The 15,273-nt window shown below is 52.3% G+C and carries 12 protein-coding genes and 1 pseudogene; 5 read left to right on the forward strand and 8 right to left on the reverse strand.

Annotated features, from left to right (window positions below; genetic code table 11):
- Window positions 1-91: 91 nt before the first annotated feature.
- Window positions 92-1,054, reverse strand: a pseudogene (locus tag BM254_RS12555) (DUF932 domain-containing protein).
- A gap of 31 nt (window positions 1,055-1,085) precedes the next feature.
- Window positions 1,086-1,436 (reverse strand): hypothetical protein, encoded by a 351-nt coding sequence (locus tag BM254_RS12560; RefSeq protein WP_092004088.1) that lies wholly within the window; start codon window positions 1,434-1,436, stop codon window positions 1,086-1,088.
- Between the two features lie 367 nt (window positions 1,437-1,803).
- On the opposite strand from BM254_RS12560, the gene BM254_RS12565 reads away from it, so the two are divergent.
- From BM254_RS12565 to BM254_RS12585, 5 genes are all read left to right on the forward strand, one after another.
- The gene (locus BM254_RS12565) at window positions 1,804-2,562 is read left to right on the forward strand and encodes an SDR family NAD(P)-dependent oxidoreductase (RefSeq protein ID WP_092004091.1); all 759 of its coding nucleotides are present in this window, start codon (window positions 1,804-1,806) and stop codon (window positions 2,560-2,562) included.
- 50 nt (window positions 2,563-2,612) lie between these two features.
- Window positions 2,613-4,097 (forward strand): aldehyde dehydrogenase family protein, encoded by a 1,485-nt coding sequence (locus BM254_RS12570; protein WP_092004094.1) that lies wholly within the window; start codon window positions 2,613-2,615, stop codon window positions 4,095-4,097.
- A gap of 53 nt (window positions 4,098-4,150) precedes the next feature.
- Entirely contained in the window at window positions 4,151-5,281 is a 1,131-nt protein-coding gene (locus BM254_RS12575; RefSeq protein WP_092004098.1) for an alkane 1-monooxygenase, read from the forward strand.
- Window positions 5,282-5,707: 426 nt separating this feature from the next.
- Window positions 5,708-6,757 (forward strand): 2Fe-2S iron-sulfur cluster-binding protein, encoded by a 1,050-nt coding sequence (locus tag BM254_RS12580; protein ID WP_092004101.1) that lies wholly within the window; start codon window positions 5,708-5,710, stop codon window positions 6,755-6,757.
- A gap of 39 nt (window positions 6,758-6,796) precedes the next feature.
- Window positions 6,797-8,188 carry an OmpP1/FadL family transporter gene (locus BM254_RS12585; protein WP_092004104.1) on the forward strand — a complete coding sequence of 464 codons (1,392 nt, stop codon included), beginning with the start codon at window positions 6,797-6,799 and terminating at the stop codon, window positions 8,186-8,188.
- 172 nt (window positions 8,189-8,360) lie between these two features.
- On the opposite strand, the gene BM254_RS18030 is transcribed toward BM254_RS12585, so the two are convergent.
- From BM254_RS18030 to BM254_RS12620, 6 genes are all read right to left on the reverse strand, one after another.
- Window positions 8,361-8,507 (reverse strand): integrase core domain-containing protein, encoded by a 147-nt coding sequence (locus BM254_RS18030; RefSeq protein ID WP_092004107.1) that lies wholly within the window; start codon window positions 8,505-8,507, stop codon window positions 8,361-8,363.
- Between the two features lie 1,368 nt (window positions 8,508-9,875).
- Window positions 9,876-11,576 carry an AMP-binding protein gene (locus BM254_RS12600; RefSeq protein WP_092004114.1) on the reverse strand — a complete coding sequence of 567 codons (1,701 nt, stop codon included), beginning with the start codon at window positions 11,574-11,576 and terminating at the stop codon, window positions 9,876-9,878.
- A gap of 21 nt (window positions 11,577-11,597) precedes the next feature.
- Complete coding sequence (dmpG, locus tag BM254_RS12605) at window positions 11,598-12,614, reverse strand: 4-hydroxy-2-oxovalerate aldolase (RefSeq protein ID WP_092004117.1); 1,017 nt, start codon at window positions 12,612-12,614, stop codon at window positions 11,598-11,600.
- Between the two features lie 12 nt (window positions 12,615-12,626).
- Window positions 12,627-13,562 (reverse strand): acetaldehyde dehydrogenase (acetylating), encoded by a 936-nt coding sequence (locus tag BM254_RS12610; RefSeq protein ID WP_092004120.1) that lies wholly within the window; start codon window positions 13,560-13,562, stop codon window positions 12,627-12,629.
- Between the two features lie 21 nt (window positions 13,563-13,583).
- Window positions 13,584-14,372: a 2-oxopent-4-enoate hydratase gene (gene dmpE, locus BM254_RS12615; protein ID WP_092004123.1), complete on the reverse strand. Its 789-nt coding sequence runs from the start codon at window positions 14,370-14,372 to the stop codon at window positions 13,584-13,586.
- Window positions 14,373-14,386: 14 nt separating this feature from the next.
- Window positions 14,387-15,253, reverse strand: coding sequence for an alpha/beta fold hydrolase (locus BM254_RS12620; protein WP_092004126.1), 867 nt, complete (start codon window positions 15,251-15,253; stop codon window positions 14,387-14,389).
- Window positions 15,254-15,273: the final 20 nt, after the last annotated feature.

A 15,273-nucleotide genomic window follows, 5' to 3' on the forward strand; every position in this document is an offset into this window, starting at 1 on the left:
CCATGGTGTTTTCCTCCAGACATAAAAAAACCCACCAGAGCATCAGGCTCTGGTGGGTTTTATGGCGTTTTATTCGATTTATAGGATCGGCTCAGGCCACAAGTGACAGAGCCTGTTCTAATGCACGGTTCTTCAAGGCCGCACCGGTTCCGAACTAGGCTGAATCCAGCCGGTGATCTACGCTTTTGGCCCGGCGTTGGTGATCAACGAATTCCGTGACGGCATTGAGGAGCCCGTAGGCTGTGCCATCCGATGAGGCCAACGTGGCACCCGTACCCTCCCCTTCATACAGAGATAGCGCTTTGGCCATGGATCGCTCGTTCGTTTTGCCAACACTACTTTCGGAATCATCAGTGAATACCTTCAGGAAGTAGTTCCTGACTTCGGTGTTCTTCACCTTTCGCTCACTCAGGGTCTTCAATCGATACATGAAGTTATCCCATGCACTGACCGAAATACCGAGCTGTTTCTTCACCAGGTCTGCATCAAAGGCGGTGTTGTGCTTCACCTTCACAGCATTTGCGGTCGAGCCTTTCAGCGCCACTGCGAGGGTGTTATTACAAACCACACGAATGCTAGTGAACTGAGCAGTAGTGGCCATGGTGCCGTCACAGGCGGTTGCCAGCAGCACGTAGGCATTGGTCTGATCGTTTCCCTTGAGCATGCCGGATTGGCCGGTGCGGGCCAGGGCCCACATCTTGCGACCGCCTTTCAGGACTCCAGCTGTTTCCAGCTCAAAACCGGACACCTCGGTCAGATCCCGATAGAACTCAAGAATCTCCTCGGGCTGAACCACCTTGAAGCGATTACCGACGACCGACAGCGGAGCCTTGGTATCCGAGCGGTAAAGCACTTTGGAATCCGGGTACGAGAGGATTTCACCCAGACTGCCACTAGAATTAGTGACATAGCGGACAGGGCTTTCTTGAATCTGCCAGTCCAAGCCCGCTTGTTTTGCCCAGACCTCCAGCGGCTGATTGGAAGTCAGTTCGTTCCCCAAGCCATGCCAAGGGGTTTGACCAACGTAGGCCATTTGCTCGATAAGGTGAGCCATGGTCGTTCTCCTATGGAATTTGAGAGGGGGATTAGCGGATATCGTTGCTTGAGTCGGGATCGGTACTGAAGGAATAGCCGCAATCAAGGCAGCGAAGGTTATCCAGCACACGGTCATCCAGGACATCGCCGAGAATCACGCCAGCGGAAGCGCCAGTGGCACCGCCCAGTAGCGCACCAATGACGGCACCGCCGATACCGCCCACGGTCGCACCGACAGGGCCGGCAACGATTCCCAGAGCAGCGCCCGCTTGAGCACCGGCCGTGGCAGCGGCATAGCCGCCATAGGTGCCGGCAGACGCACCGACTACACCAGCGGTTTTCTTGCCGTAGTTGTTCTTGCCAATCCGGCGGGACAGGCAGTTGGGGCATTGTTCAGACATCGGAAATTACCTCTGTGAATTGGGAGGGAAGGCACTGTCCGTGCCTCGGTTCACAGAGGTGATATAGGTTTGAGATTTATTCCAGCTGAGAACTACCCCGTCCTGCAAAGACAAACTGAACAGTGATTTCAATCGAAGAGTGTGCGCTGTAATCGCAGGGTGCCGCGTTTCGCTTATTTGCCTGTATCCCTGGCCTGCCACTTGCGCAGCAACGGGGGTATTTTGCCTGTTCAGTGACTTGGCGGCCCGTTGCAAAAACTATTGACACGAGCATTACTTTCGCTGATCATTAATCCACCCAACAAACAAACCAACCTGTCTGTATTTATCTCCGCAGCAGGCACAAAAACAATCACAGGAGACGAAAATGAGACTAAAAAACAAGGTCGCGATCATCACTGGCGCGGCAACCGGTATCGGTAATGCTATTGCGCGCTCTTACCTTGCAGAAGGCGCGAAAGTTGTCATTGCTGATGTAAAAGGGGCCGAAGCGGCTGCGTCAGAACTGGGCGATGAAGTAGCGGTGGGTGTTTGCACCGACGTGTCAGATCCCGAAAGCACTCGACAGATGGCCAGGACTGCGCTGGAGCGCTTTGGAAAGATTGATTTATTGGTCAATAATGCTGGGATCTTCACGGGTCTCAATCATGCCCCGATGGAGTCAATCTCTGTTGAGGACTGGGACAGCCTCTATAGCGTCAACGTTAAGGGTCCATGGCTGTGTACCAGCTCAGTGTCAGACGCCATGCGCGAAGGCGGCGGTGGGAAGATCATTAATATCGCCTCGGTAATTGCCCACATCGGGGCCCCCTTCATGCTGCATTATGTTTCCAGCAAGGGCGCAGTTGCAGCGATGACACGCGCTATGGCTCGTGAGTTCGCGGCGACCAAGTCCGGGATCTTAGTCAACTCCATCTCTCCCGGCTACACCCATTCAGAAAATGCTATCGCCAATGCTCAACAGCATGAGCAGTTCGAAGGTGTTTCCGCCTCAATGCGGGCTATCGACCGATCGCAAGTCCCTGCCGATATCGCGGGTGTGGCACTCTGGCTAGCCAGTGATGAAGCCTCTTATGTGAACGGGCAGAACATTATTGTGGATGGCGGCATTTACATGAGCCTCTAATCACCTCTCGCCGCAAAACCCTTCACTAGCTGCAATCAGGGAGTCAGCTTATGAGCGCTAGCTCGAATTTCGATGCGAACCATGCGACGTTCCGCAATCAAAACCTTATCGGTGGCCAATGGAAGGACGCTGTCTCTGGCAAGACCATCGCCGTCGAAAACCCCGCAACAGAAGGCATCATAACCCATGTACCGCAGGGGGTTCAGGAGGATATTGACGAGGCGGTACGGGTTGCCCGTACCACTTTCCAGTCGCCTGCTTGGCGAAAGATCCGTCCGATCGACCGTGGCCGAATTCTTGAGAATATCGCCCGGAAAGTGGAAGAAAATGCTGATGAATTGGCGTATCTCGAGTCGCTGGATGCTGGCAAGGCAATTGAATTCGCCAAGGTCATCGACCTGCCCTCTACTGTCGATGTTTTTCGTTATATGGGAGGGTGGTGTTCCAAGTTAGGTGGTACAACCCCCCCAATCTCTTTCGATGGCCGTGAATATCATGCTTACACTCGCCGTGAACCAATTGGTGTCGTGGGAGCTATCTCGCCATGGAATTATCCACTCGCACTGGGCTCTTGGAAAATTGCGTCTGCACTGGCTGCCGGATGCACAGTGGTACTCAAGCCTTCAGAGCTCACCCCACTGAGTACGCTCCGGCTTGCTGAACTGTGCTTGGAAGCCGGGCTGCCGGAAGGCGCACTCAATATCGTTAATGGATATGGGCACGAGGCTGGCCAGGCGCTGGCGCGTCACCCTGACGTGGACAAAATTACCTTCACCGGTTCTACGGTAGTCGGCAAGAAGATTGTCGAGTATGCACTGGGCAACATGAAGCGCGTTACTTTGGAGTTGGGGGGCAAATCACCGGGAATTGTCTTTGCCGACGCGGACCTGGATCAGGCAGGTTTGGGCGCAGCCCTCGCCGTTTTCTTCAACTCCGGACAAGTCTGCTTTGCCGCCAGCCGACTATTCGTCCAAGCCAGTGTATATGACCAGGTTGTCGAAGCCGTTTCAGCCGCCGCAGGGCAATTCAAAGTCGGCAACGGATTGGATCCAGACACCATGCTGGGCCCATTAGTGTCACGAAGACAACAAGAGCGAGTGATGGATTACGTTCAGTCTGGGATCGAACAAGGTGCCCGACTGGTCAGCGGTGGCAAGACACTTGGTGAAAAGGGCTACTTCATGCAGCCCACCATCTTTGCCGACGTCGACCCTTCAATGCGTATCGCTCAGGAGGAAATTTTCGGACCCGTGATCAGCATTATCCCTTTCAAGGATGAAGCCGAGGTAATCCATATGGCAAACGATACCTCTTATGGACTTGCCGCCAACATCTGGACGCGGGATATCAAGAAAGCGCACCGCGTCGCGCACCGCCTCCAAGCTGGCTCAGTGTGGATCAACTGCCATGGGGTAATTGATCCGGCGGCACCTTTCGGCGGATTCAAACAGTCGGGCTGGGGGCGGGAGATCTCGGAGGAAGGCTTGCTTGCTTATACCGAGACCAAAACCGTCTGTGCACTGCTGGATGACTAACAACAATCTTAAAAAACAAATCAGAGGGATCCGATCCCTCAAGGAGAACGATCATGTGGGAATATATTAAATACTACTTTGCCCCACTCGTACAGGTTCTGGCTATCCTGGGGTTTTACTGGGGGGGCAACTATATGTGGATTGCAATCGCAGCCTTTCCGACGATTGCACTGGCCGATATGCTGCTTCCTTTAGATCTGAAAAAGCGAAAAATGGAGAGCCATTTCTGGGCCTACCTTCCAGTGTGGATCTCCACTCTCCTTCTACCGATCATGTATTTCGCATTTGCATGGTCGGTGCAGCATAACGACCTTACCCCCCTTCAGATTGTAGCTGGTGTGGCGGGCTTAGCCTGGCTGTCGGTAGTTCCCGGCGTTCCGGCGACCCACGAACTTTACCATTCCAGGGGACGCCTAGCCCGATTCGTAGGTCGCTACGCGCAAATAGTCTTTCTCGACACTATGCGCATGGAAGTTCACGTCGTCGGGCATCACCGTGATGTCGGAACAAAGGAGGATGTTGATACCGCACCTCGGGGTACAAGCATTTACACGTTTACGCCAAGAGCAGCGCTGGAGTCCTTCCGTTGGGAATTGAAGTTGGACGCCGACAACCTTGAGCGGCGAGGCTACGGACGTTACTCGATCCGGCATTCACTATGGCGTGCTCTGCTAGCGATCGTGGTTTTCCTCGGAATCATCTACTTCATTGGTGGGTGGGCCGCAGTCGGCTTATGCGTGATTCCGATGGTCATTGCCCGCTTCTGGGTCGAGGCGATGAACTATTACCAACATTACGGCCAAGTGCGCGTATCTGGGACGCCAATCGAGAAACATCACGTCTGGAACCACTTTGGAACGTTGTCTCGGCTGTATGCATTTGAAATTACCAACCACGCCGATCACCACCTCAATTCCTATATTCCTTACTACAAACTGGAGCCCGACAGAGACGCAATCGTTATCCCCAGCATCATCTCATGCTTCCTGCAAGGCTTTGTTCCGCCTTTATGGCACAGAACCATTAAGCCAGCCTTGAAACGTTGGGACAGGGAATTCGCCTCGGCTGCTGAACGCAAGATGGCCATGGAGCAAAACCGCAGAGCTGGCTGGGAAGATTGGGTGGAAGATTGTGGAAACCGTGACAATCACCGACCTGATAACACCACATTGACTCATGGCTAGGCGGAGCGCCTCGGAAGACAACCATGATCCCAGAGAAGGCCCCCGGAGCGGGGCCTTCAGAGAGCGGGATTGGGAACGATAGACAAATTCTTTTGATCCCTTCGCTGGGTGGTGATGGGTTGTTGCTCAGACTGATATAAACGCTGGAGTGCCAACCTGTTCGTTGGCCCCACTGTAGCTACTCGACGGTGTTGGCAGACGGATGCGCGGACTAGCAAGGCCACAGGCTTGTACTATATCGCGACGATACACGCACCCAGTCAAACCCTAACCATCTCAGACAACAGACAATGCCCCAAGAACGTTTACCGATCGTCATAGATTATCGATCGGATGTCTAGCTCAGTAATTATGGTCGCTTCCACTCTCGTCGTGATCATTCTGACTAAGCCGGCCTTTTACCGCCCAGTGTGAGGAGGAGCTCAAATGAGAAGTTTCATTCAGTCTATTTTTGGCAAAGGCGCACCCAAACAACTAAGGATCCTGCCTCAAGACGTGACAATTACGATGGCGCCAGGACAAACGTTATTGGAAGCTGCCCTGGCTAATGATATCCCCTATCCACATGACTGCACGGTTGGCACCTGCGCCTCATGCAAAACTCGCCTTAAGCAGGGCCGAGTTCGGGAAGCAACACCATTTGGCTACACTTTGTCAAAGGCCGAACTGGATGCAGGTTATATACTGGCCTGCCAAGCATTCCCGCGTGACGAACTCACCGTGGTCGAGCTTGATGTTCAGTCGGCTACCCTGCCGCCGGCTGAACAGTTCGAGGCAAGAATTGTTGCGACAGAGCCTCTCACCCACGACATTCTCAAAGTTACCGTTCAAGCTGACCGTCCGGTCCACTACTTGGCCGGACAGTATGCGAAGCTTCGCATCCCAGGCTCTGAACGCTTCCGATGTTATTCGTTTGCCAACGCGCCACAGCGCAATGGCCGAAGCAGCATTGAATTCTATATCCGCAAGGTACCGGGAGGCGAATTCACCGGGGCTCTGTTCAGCGCTGAGCTGGATGGTAAACCGCTGGAGATGGAAGCCCCCCATGGCACATTTTACCTGCGGGGCGGAGATGCGCCGATGGTGTGCATCGCCGGAGGCAGTGGTCTTGCGCCATTGATCAGTATTCTTGAGCACATTAGGGGAAATCGAATACAGCGTGACTGCACCTTGCTCTTCGGCGCACGAACGCAAGGTGATCTGTATCAGCTCGATTCGATTGCCAATATTGCTGCCAACTGGCGGGGCGAGTTCCGATTCATCCCTGTGTTGTCCCAAGAACCGGAAGTTAGCGATTGGACGGGCGCGCGAGGCTTGGTGACTGATCATATCCCCGCTGAATTTTGCGATAGCGCAGAAGGTTACCTATGTGGGCCCCCACCGATGATCGATGCCGCCATCACTCGACTCCTGGAGTTGGGCATACCTCTTGAGAAGATCTTCTATGACAAGTTCACAGATGGCCGAGATCTGTAGGTTTTTTCTTTACAAAAACAAGATGAAAAGGAATAGCTTATGAATAAAACAATATACAGCTATAGCGTAAGTAGTTTTCTAGCCCTTCAGGCCTGCCTTTGGAGTAGCGGTGCATATGCAACCGATGCCTTCAACCTCATCGGTTACGGCCCGGTGTCCCTCGGCATGGGTGGGAGCGGCGCAGCCTATGATATTGGTGCACAGGGAATGATGTTAAACCCGGCGACCCTTACTCTGATTCGGAAGGGAGCCCATCTGGGTCTCGGTATAGATATCATTTCTGCCGATCTAGAGGTCAGTAATACCCTAACCGGCGAGAAAGCACGCTCTCATAGCCGTGGCCGAAACAATGGGCCGTACTTCGGCCCAGAACTTTCCTATGTCTGGCGTGGTGAACGATTTTCGTTAGGTGTGGGGGCTTTTGCATCTGACGGTGTCGGAACTCAGTTCGGCGATAGCAGTTTTCTCTCCCGAACCTCTACCAACGGCATCGACACGGGACTCGACAGCTTCTCTCGACTGCTCGTCTTGCGAGTACCACTCTCTGCAGCCTATCAGGTAAACGAAAAACTTGCTGTCGGTGCTTCTTTGGATGCCGTATGGACATCGGTGAACCTAGGCCTGCTGCTAGATACATCACAAATCGGTAGTTTAGCAGCCCAAGGGCGGCTGTCAGGTTCGTTAGTTCCGACACTAATGAGCGTCCCAGAACTATCTGCGGGTTATCTGTCTGTGGACAATGGGCGTGCCGCCGGCGGTGGTGTGGATGCTTGGGGAATAGGCGGCAGACTCGGACTGACCTATCAATTGTCCCCCCAAACACGATTTGGACTGGCATATAACTTCAAAACGAACGTCGGCGATGTCTCAGGTGATGCCAATCTAACAGCAGTGAGCGCTCTCGCCGGTAATATTCCCCTCGATGGCAGCGTAACGTTGCGCAACTTCGAAATGCCCGCTCACCTGGTAGCCGGTTTAAGTCACTGGTTTGCGGATGACTTCGTCGTTTCGATCGACTATAAGCGCGTATACTGGAGTGACGTCATGAAAGACATTCGCGTTGGGTTCAAGCAACAAGATTCAGGTGATAGCCTCAGCCTCATATTGCCTTTCAATTATCGGGACACCAACGTGTTCTCTGTTGGAGCGCAATATCGCTACAGCACAAACTGGGCGTTCCGCGCAGGCATCCACTATGCGGACCAAGCAACTCCCAGCACTGGGGTCTTGCCAATCATACCCTCTACGCCAACCACCAACGTCACAGGCGGCGTCTCGTATGCCTTTGGCGCCAACGATAGAATCGATTTCGCACTGGCATACGGGTTTCGGGAAAAGGTCGCCAACGACAGCCTTCCGTTAACCGACACTCCCATCGAAGTCGCGCATTCACAAATCGCCGCTTCCTTCGCCTATACTAAGGCGTTCTAGGAGTTTTCTTTGAGGAGCGTGGCGGAGGGCTTGCCCCTAATAACATATTAGGGGCAAGCCAGAGTCGGAAAAATCCGACTCCGGTTGTTGCTGTTTTCACCCAGAAACCGCATATTTCATGGCGTAGCCGGAGGGCCTGGACTACTGCAATGCGGAATGGGGGCGAACATGGTTATCGAACGACCTCCACGCTTCGATTTTCTCCCTGGCCTGCCAATTGCGAGAAACAGTTTTCGTTCAGCCACTCCTGCCTCAGTCGCCCAGTGAAGAACTCCACCGTCGCGTTGTCGGTGGGGTTGCCTGGCTGCGAGAAGTCCATTTCAACCTTCCGGTCATACGCCCGGCGGTCCAGGACCGTGCCGGCAAAATCGAAACCCTTGTCCGGTTTGAAGACCTTGGGGTTACTCGAAAACGAGCAGTGGCATTCAGGACTTACTGAACATCATGCCCCTTCAGACTTTGTCTGACCACGATACAAAGGCATTCTCGGTAAACAGGTCAATGATCGTCATTAGGCGCAGTCGCCGGCCATCGAATAGAGCATCTGAGACAAAATTCATATCTCAGATGTGATTGGGATGGTTTGCCTACTGAAGCGGCTGACGGTACTTGGCCCCATTTCTGCAATTGGGACACTTGAGGCGAAGTCACAGTACTTGGCCACGATTAAAGTCGGTAGACCCGTTTGTGGTTGTCACGCCAGCTTTCCCTTTAAACTTGAACATGAACACCTCGATAGAAGCAGTGGAGGCTCGTATCGGCGATCTCACGGGTTCTCGTCGACACTGCCGGCGAGTCCCTTGTCGCCGATTGATACCGACAGGACGCCTGAAAAACTGCAAGACCGTACACCCCTGGCCTGCTCTTATTCCGTATAGTTTCTGCAGGTCAGCCACCAACTGGCCTCGAAGAGGTGATCTCAGAGCTTGTGCAACCATGTACTGAAGCATGGCCTTGTTCAGGCTTAAATCGGCCACCAGCTTCTTCAGTCGCTGATTTTCCTCCTCCAATTGCTTAAGGTACATGCAATAGGGAGGTAGTCCATAGATGAAAAATGTGGCGCCCGGCCCTCACCTTGGGAAAGACTTCCGTGACCGACGTAGCCAGTTCGGCCTGTTGCAGGGTGAAGGCCATTTGCTCTTTGGTGTGAGAAGATCGCTTCATGGCACGGCTTCCTGATCAGGGTTACTTCCCCAGCGTCTCACACCACGTTTACAGTGAAAAAACTACAACTCAAACACCTAAAAGCTCAAAATATAATTGAGCACATCAAATAAGTGAAGACTTATTATCAGTGAAAAATCACCTGGAAAGCGAAATAAAAAATTCAAAAAACCTGACTAGAACGCAGGACTGTGCGAAAAATTGACCAACTCAATAGAGTCATGATTTCCTCGTCTGTAGAGAATATAGAAACACCTGCAAACAGTTCGTTCTTCGATCACTTCGTCGAAAACAAAAAAAATCCCAGAAAATCTGGGCAAAATGCAGAGACAACCGCAAAAATGTATATCCTTTAAAATATAAAGAAAACCAACCATCAAACCGAAGACTTAACAATCAGACCGAAACATTTAATCGTCACCATTAAATATGAAATTATTCTTGTAAAACGTCCTTGTTAAAAGAAACCCCATAGCCGCTTGGAATTTTGTCGGGATTTTTTATCTAAAGAATATTAATTCACCTAGATGAAATCTTTCTCGCCATACTCTCTACTAACATTCAAGCTCAAACTTTCATCCTTATTCTCGAATTTCCTTAAGTCTACCCTCCTTATCTTTCCTGATATGGTTTTAGGGAATTCATCAATAATCTGAATAAATCGCACTCTTTTATAGGGGGCCATATTTACGGATATGAAATTAAAAATATCTTTTACGACATCTTCCTCTTTTTCTGATGCAGTTTCCGACAGAACCAAATATGCTTTTGGCAAATACAACCGAACCGGATCATCAACTGGAATGACAGCGACCTCTACAACGGCAGGATGTTGCATCAAAATACTTTCAAGCTCGAACGGACTTATTCTGTAGTCTGATGACTTGAAAACATCATCTGCCCTGCCAATAAAGGTGATGTATCCTTCCGAATCCCTAGAAGCGGTATCGCCCGTGCGATAAAAACCCTCAGCCATGACCTCATTGGTTTTTTCTTCGCTGTCCTCATAACACAACATTAAGCCGGTTGGCTTATTGTCTATTTTGAGAGCGACCTCACCTTCCTGGGCAGGAATCCCTCGATCGTCCAAAAGAACAACCTCATATCCAGGCAAAGGACGCCCCATTTTCCCTGGCTTAACGCGTTGCCCCGGAGTATTACCAATGAGAGCTGTGGTTTCTGACTGCCCATACCCATCTCTTACTATAATTCCCCATGCCTTTTGAATTTTTTGAATTACCTCAGGATTCAAAGGCTCGCCAGCTCCAACCAACTCCCTCAATTCAAGTCGAGACTTAACAGCACTTAGATCTTCCTGGACCAACATCCGCCAGACAGTCGCTGGTGCACATAAAGTATTAACGGGATAGCTCGTTAATACACTCAAAAGCGACTTAGCATTAAAACGACTGGAGTTATATATAAATATACATGCTTCCGCGTTCCATGGAGCAAAGAAACAGCTCCAGGCATGTTTTGCCCATCCCGGCGACGATATGTTCATATGTACGTCATTAGGCTTTAGCCCAATCCAGTACATGGTGGTCAAACTTCCTACCGGGTAACTTTGATGCGAATGAAGAACCAGCTTGGGCTTAGAGGTTGTCCCTGATGTGAAATAGAGTAAAAGTGGATCGTGCGCTAAAGTCTTCTCTCTTGGTTTAAAGTCTTCTTTGAATGCACTTGCTGATTTATACGAAATCCAATCATCCAGATTAGAATCTAGATCGACACAAATCGCAGAGGTCATTCCATCCAAGAAGCGCTCAAATTTATTAAGGTGGTTGGAGTTTGTAATCAGAAATTTCGCACCTCCACGGTGAATTCGATCTAAAAGATCTTCTTCCACCAACAGTTCTGAAGTCGGAATTATTACTGCGCCAATTTTAATGGACGCTAACATAACTTCCCACAGGGCTACTTCGTTCCCGAGCATAAGCAAGACTCTGTCGCCCTTGCAGACTCCCTGGGCTTCAAGGAAATTGGCTACCTGATTCGAGCGCCGTGAAATCTGGTCGAAGCTGTAAACGTCGTCATCTCCTTCATCATTTATGATGTGGAGCGCCGGATTATGGTTGCCGCTGGCAATATAATCGAAATAATCTAAAGCCCAGTTAAATTCGCTAAGCTGTGGCCATTTAAATTGATCAACGGCATCTTCGTAATTAATTCTTTGTGAGATCAGAAAATTTCTTGCTTCCAGAAACGTATTGTTTTTGTTCATGACAAATCTTTCCTATTCAGCTCACTTCAGGAGATCCAGCGCCACATCCACGATCATGTCTTCCTGGCCACCCACCATGCGGCGACGGCCAAGCTCTACCAGAATGTCCACGGTCTTGAGGCCATACTTCTGCGCCGCCACCTCGGAGTGACGCAGGAAGCTGGAGTAAACTCCGGCATAGCCCAGGGCCAGGGTCTCGCGGTCGACACGAACCGGGCGGTCCTGCAGCGGACGCACCACGTCATCGGCAGCGTCCATCAGGGCGTACAGATCGGTGCCATGCTCCCAGCCCATCTTGTCGAAGGCGGCGATGCACACTTCCAGCGGCGCGTTGCCGGCGCCGGCGCCCATGCCGGACAGGGAGGCATCGACCCGGTCACAACCTTCCTCGACCGCGACCATGGAGTTGGCCACACCCAGGGCCAGGTTGTGGTGGGCGTGAATGCCGGTTTCGGTTTCCGGTTTGAGAACGTCTTTCAGGGCCCGGAAGCGGTCCCGGATGTCGTTCATGTTCATGGCACCGCCGGAATCGACCACATAGAGGCAGGTGGCGCCGTAGTCTTCCATCAGTTTGGCTTGCTCGGCCAGGCCTTGCGGGGTCTGCATGTGGCTCATCATCAGAAAGCCGACGGTGTCCATGCCCAGCTTGCGGGCGTGCTCGATGTGCTGCCTGGAGACATCCGCCTCGGTGCAGTGGGTGGCCACGCGAACAATGCGGGCACCGGCGTTGTAGGCGTTGTCCAGGTCATGGACGGTACCGATGCCGGGCAGCAGCAGGGTGGCGATCTTGGCGTGCTCGATCACTTCGGCCACCGCCTCGATCCACTCCAGGTCGGTGTGGGCGCCGAAGCCGTAGTTGAAGCTCGAGCCCTGCAGGCCGTCGCCGTGGGCCACTTCGATGGAATCGACTTTCGCCTTGTCCAGCGCCCGTGCGATGTCCTGCACGTTCTTGATGGAGTACTGGTGGCGGATGGCGTGGCTGCCGTCGCGCAGGGTCACGTCGGAGATGTACAGTTTCTTGCCGGGGTTATAAGTCATGAGTCAGTCTCCTCACTTGACCAGCGATTCGGCGATGCGCTCGGCGGTGCCCAGCGCGGCGGAGGTCATGATGTCCAGGTTGCCGGCGTAGGCCGGCAGGTAATGGGCGGCGCCCTCCACTTCCAGGAAGATGGAGGTCTTCAGGCCGCTGAAGCGGCCGAGACCCGGGACGTTCATGGGCTGGTCTTCCGGAATCACATCGAACTGGACTTTCTGTTTGAGGCGATAGCCCGGTACGTAGGAGGACACGGCTTTCACCATTTCTTCTACGGACGCTTCTACTTCCGCCTGATCGGCGGCGTCGGAAAGCACGTACACGGTGTCGCGCATCAGCAGGGGCGGCTCGGCCGGGTTCAGGATGATGATGGCCTTGCCTTTCTGGGCACCGCCGACCACTTCGATGGCCTTGGAGGTGGTTTCGGTGAACTCGTCGATGTTGGCGCGGGTGCCCGGACCGGCGGACTTCGAAGAGATAGACGCCACGATCTCGGCGTAGTGCACCTTGGCCACGCGGGAGACCGCCGCCACCATGGGGATGGTGGCCTGGCCACCGCAGGTGACCATGTTGACGTTGCCTTCAGACAGGTTCTGCTCCAGGTTCACCACCGGCACGCAGTAGGGGCCGATGGCCGCCGGGGTCAGGTCGACGATCTTGATGTTTTCCTTGTGACCGCGCAGGAACACTTCGTTGTGCATGTGCGCCTTGGCGGAGGTGGCGTCAAAGACGATGTCGATGTCGGCGAATTCCGGCATCTTCACCAGGCCGTCCACGCCCTCGTGGGTGGTGGCCACGCCCATGCGCTGGGCGCGGGCCAGGCCGTCGGATTCCGGGTCGATACCGACCATGGCGCCCATCTCGATGTGCTGGCCGTTGCGCAGGATCTTGATCATCAGGTCGGTGCCGATGTTGCCCGAGCCGATGATGGCTGCTTTCAGTTTCTTGCTCATGACTCTTTCCTGTTGCTTATATCAGTCGAATCGCACGGAGCAGCTGCCAATGCCCGCCAGCGTCATCCGCAAATTGTCACCGGCAGTCACGGGCACCATGGCGGACAGGGCTCCGGACAGAATCACTTCTCCGGCTTTGAGCGACATGCCAAGCTCACCCAAGGTATTGGCAAGCCAGGCGACGGCGATGGCCGGTGACCCCATGGTTGCTGCTCCAGCGCCGGTACCCACTACCTGACCGTTTTTCTCAAGCACCATGCCAGTCGTGGACAGCTCAAGGTTTCGGTGGTCGACCAAACGGTCACCCAGCACAAAGACACCACAGGAGGCGTTGTCAGCCACTGTGTCCTGAATCCGGATCTTCCAGTCGCGAATTCGTGAATCGACAATCTCGAAACACGCCATTACGCCTTCGGTGGCCCTGAGCACATCAGCCACAGTGACACCGGGGCCACTCAGGTCCTGTTTCAGGACAAAGGCAATCTCACCCTCCGCTTTGGGTTGGATCATGGATTTCATGGCAATTGACTCGCCCTGGTTGATCACCATCCGGTCCGTCAGCTGACCGAAATCGGGTTGGTTCACACCCAACATGTCCATGACAGCCTGACTGGTAACACCTATTTTCTTGCCAATAACTTGTTCACCCAGGGCTAACCTCTTACCAACAAACAGTTTCTGTATTTGATAAGCATCTTGGACGGTTAGCTCTGGATATCGGTCTGTAATACTGTCAATCGGCATGGAGCCCTGGTAAGCAGAAAACAGCTCTTTTGCAATTTGCTCACAATTATTGGCACTTGAATTCATATTTGCGCCTCTACCTACCCTACTTTTCCAAACTTGAAGAAATTCGTTGTTACCTCATTGAACTCTTCTGGCGCTTCATACTGCGGCCAATGAGCAGACTTTGACTTCATCAAATAAACGTGGCTTCCCTGAATCTTCTCTGAGGCAGAACGCGCGGTTTCAATATCATGAATAGGGTTGTCTTCAGTCCAGAGAAAAAGCGTTTGGCACGTTATTCGGTCCAGCGGAATCAAAAAATCATCATGCTTTTCAATGATTTTTGTGATTAGCGGTGCAACCTTAACTGTTTCTGGTTTTAGATAAATTCCGAGTCTTAGATTAACCAGTTCCTCATTGATCAAATGATGGTTACTTTCATGCATCAGCCAATGCATCCGAGCTTCAACAGACTGATAATTTGGAACACTATTTGTATTTCTTTTGTTTAGCTCAATAAGCTTTTCAAGATCATTTCTTCCTTTTTCTGTCGCAATTGGCAAACCTGCGGCAGTATTGAGCATTAAACGATCAACCCGATCCGGATACTTTGCCGCGAAGTGGGCTGAGGTCCAGCCTCCCAAAGACTCCCCTGACAAATGCGCCTTCTCAATGCCCAAAGCGTCCATCAGTTCCTTCAGCTGATCTGCCAGAACGATTGGCGAATATTCCATTTCTTTCTTGGTAGACAAACCGTGACCAACATAATCAAAAGCTATGACATGAAAGTCCTCGGACAAAGCGATGATGTTTTTTGCATATGCTTCGAGGTGACCATTTATCCCATGCTGAAAAAGAATAACCTCTTTATTTTCCTTGCCGGCTTCTGCAATTCGAATATCACCGAAACTGGGAGTTGAAACAAAACGAATCTCAGTGCCCAACATGTCTAGCCATAAGCTCATATAAAAATCTCCTAAATTCG

Origin of the sequence: Marinobacter pelagius (genome assembly GCF_900114925.1) — a bacterium.
In the GTDB taxonomy this organism is placed as follows: Bacteria; Pseudomonadota; Gammaproteobacteria; order Pseudomonadales; family Oleiphilaceae; genus Marinobacter; species Marinobacter pelagius.

What these genes read in the sequence shown, in the direction of transcription:
- BM254_RS12560 (WP_092004088.1), bottom strand. Translation starts at nt 1,436, where the DNA reads ATGTCTGAACAATGCCCCAACTGCCTGTCCCGCCGGATTGGCAAGAAC.
- BM254_RS12565 (WP_092004091.1), top strand. Translation starts at nt 1,804, where the DNA reads ATGAGACTAAAAAACAAGGTCGCGATCATCACTGGCGCGGCAACCGGT.
- BM254_RS12570 (WP_092004094.1), top strand. Translation starts at nt 2,613, where the DNA reads ATGAGCGCTAGCTCGAATTTCGATGCGAACCATGCGACGTTCCGCAAT.
- BM254_RS12575 (WP_092004098.1), top strand. Translation starts at nt 4,151, where the DNA reads ATGTGGGAATATATTAAATACTACTTTGCCCCACTCGTACAGGTTCTG.
- BM254_RS12580 (WP_092004101.1), top strand. Translation starts at nt 5,708, where the DNA reads ATGAGAAGTTTCATTCAGTCTATTTTTGGCAAAGGCGCACCCAAACAA.
- BM254_RS12585 (WP_092004104.1), top strand. Translation starts at nt 6,797, where the DNA reads ATGAATAAAACAATATACAGCTATAGCGTAAGTAGTTTTCTAGCCCTT.
- BM254_RS18030 (WP_092004107.1), bottom strand. Translation starts at nt 8,507, where the DNA reads ATGGACTTCTCGCAGCCAGGCAACCCCACCGACAACGCGACGGTGGAG.
- BM254_RS12600 (WP_092004114.1), bottom strand. Translation starts at nt 11,576, where the DNA reads ATGAACAAAAACAATACGTTTCTGGAAGCAAGAAATTTTCTGATCTCA.
- dmpG (WP_092004117.1), bottom strand. Translation starts at nt 12,614, where the DNA reads ATGACTTATAACCCCGGCAAGAAACTGTACATCTCCGACGTGACCCTG.
- BM254_RS12610 (WP_092004120.1), bottom strand. Translation starts at nt 13,562, where the DNA reads ATGAGCAAGAAACTGAAAGCAGCCATCATCGGCTCGGGCAACATCGGC.
- dmpE (WP_092004123.1), bottom strand. Translation starts at nt 14,372, where the DNA reads ATGAATTCAAGTGCCAATAATTGTGAGCAAATTGCAAAAGAGCTGTTT.
- BM254_RS12620 (WP_092004126.1), bottom strand. Translation starts at nt 15,253, where the DNA reads ATGAGCTTATGGCTAGACATGTTGGGCACTGAGATTCGTTTTGTTTCA.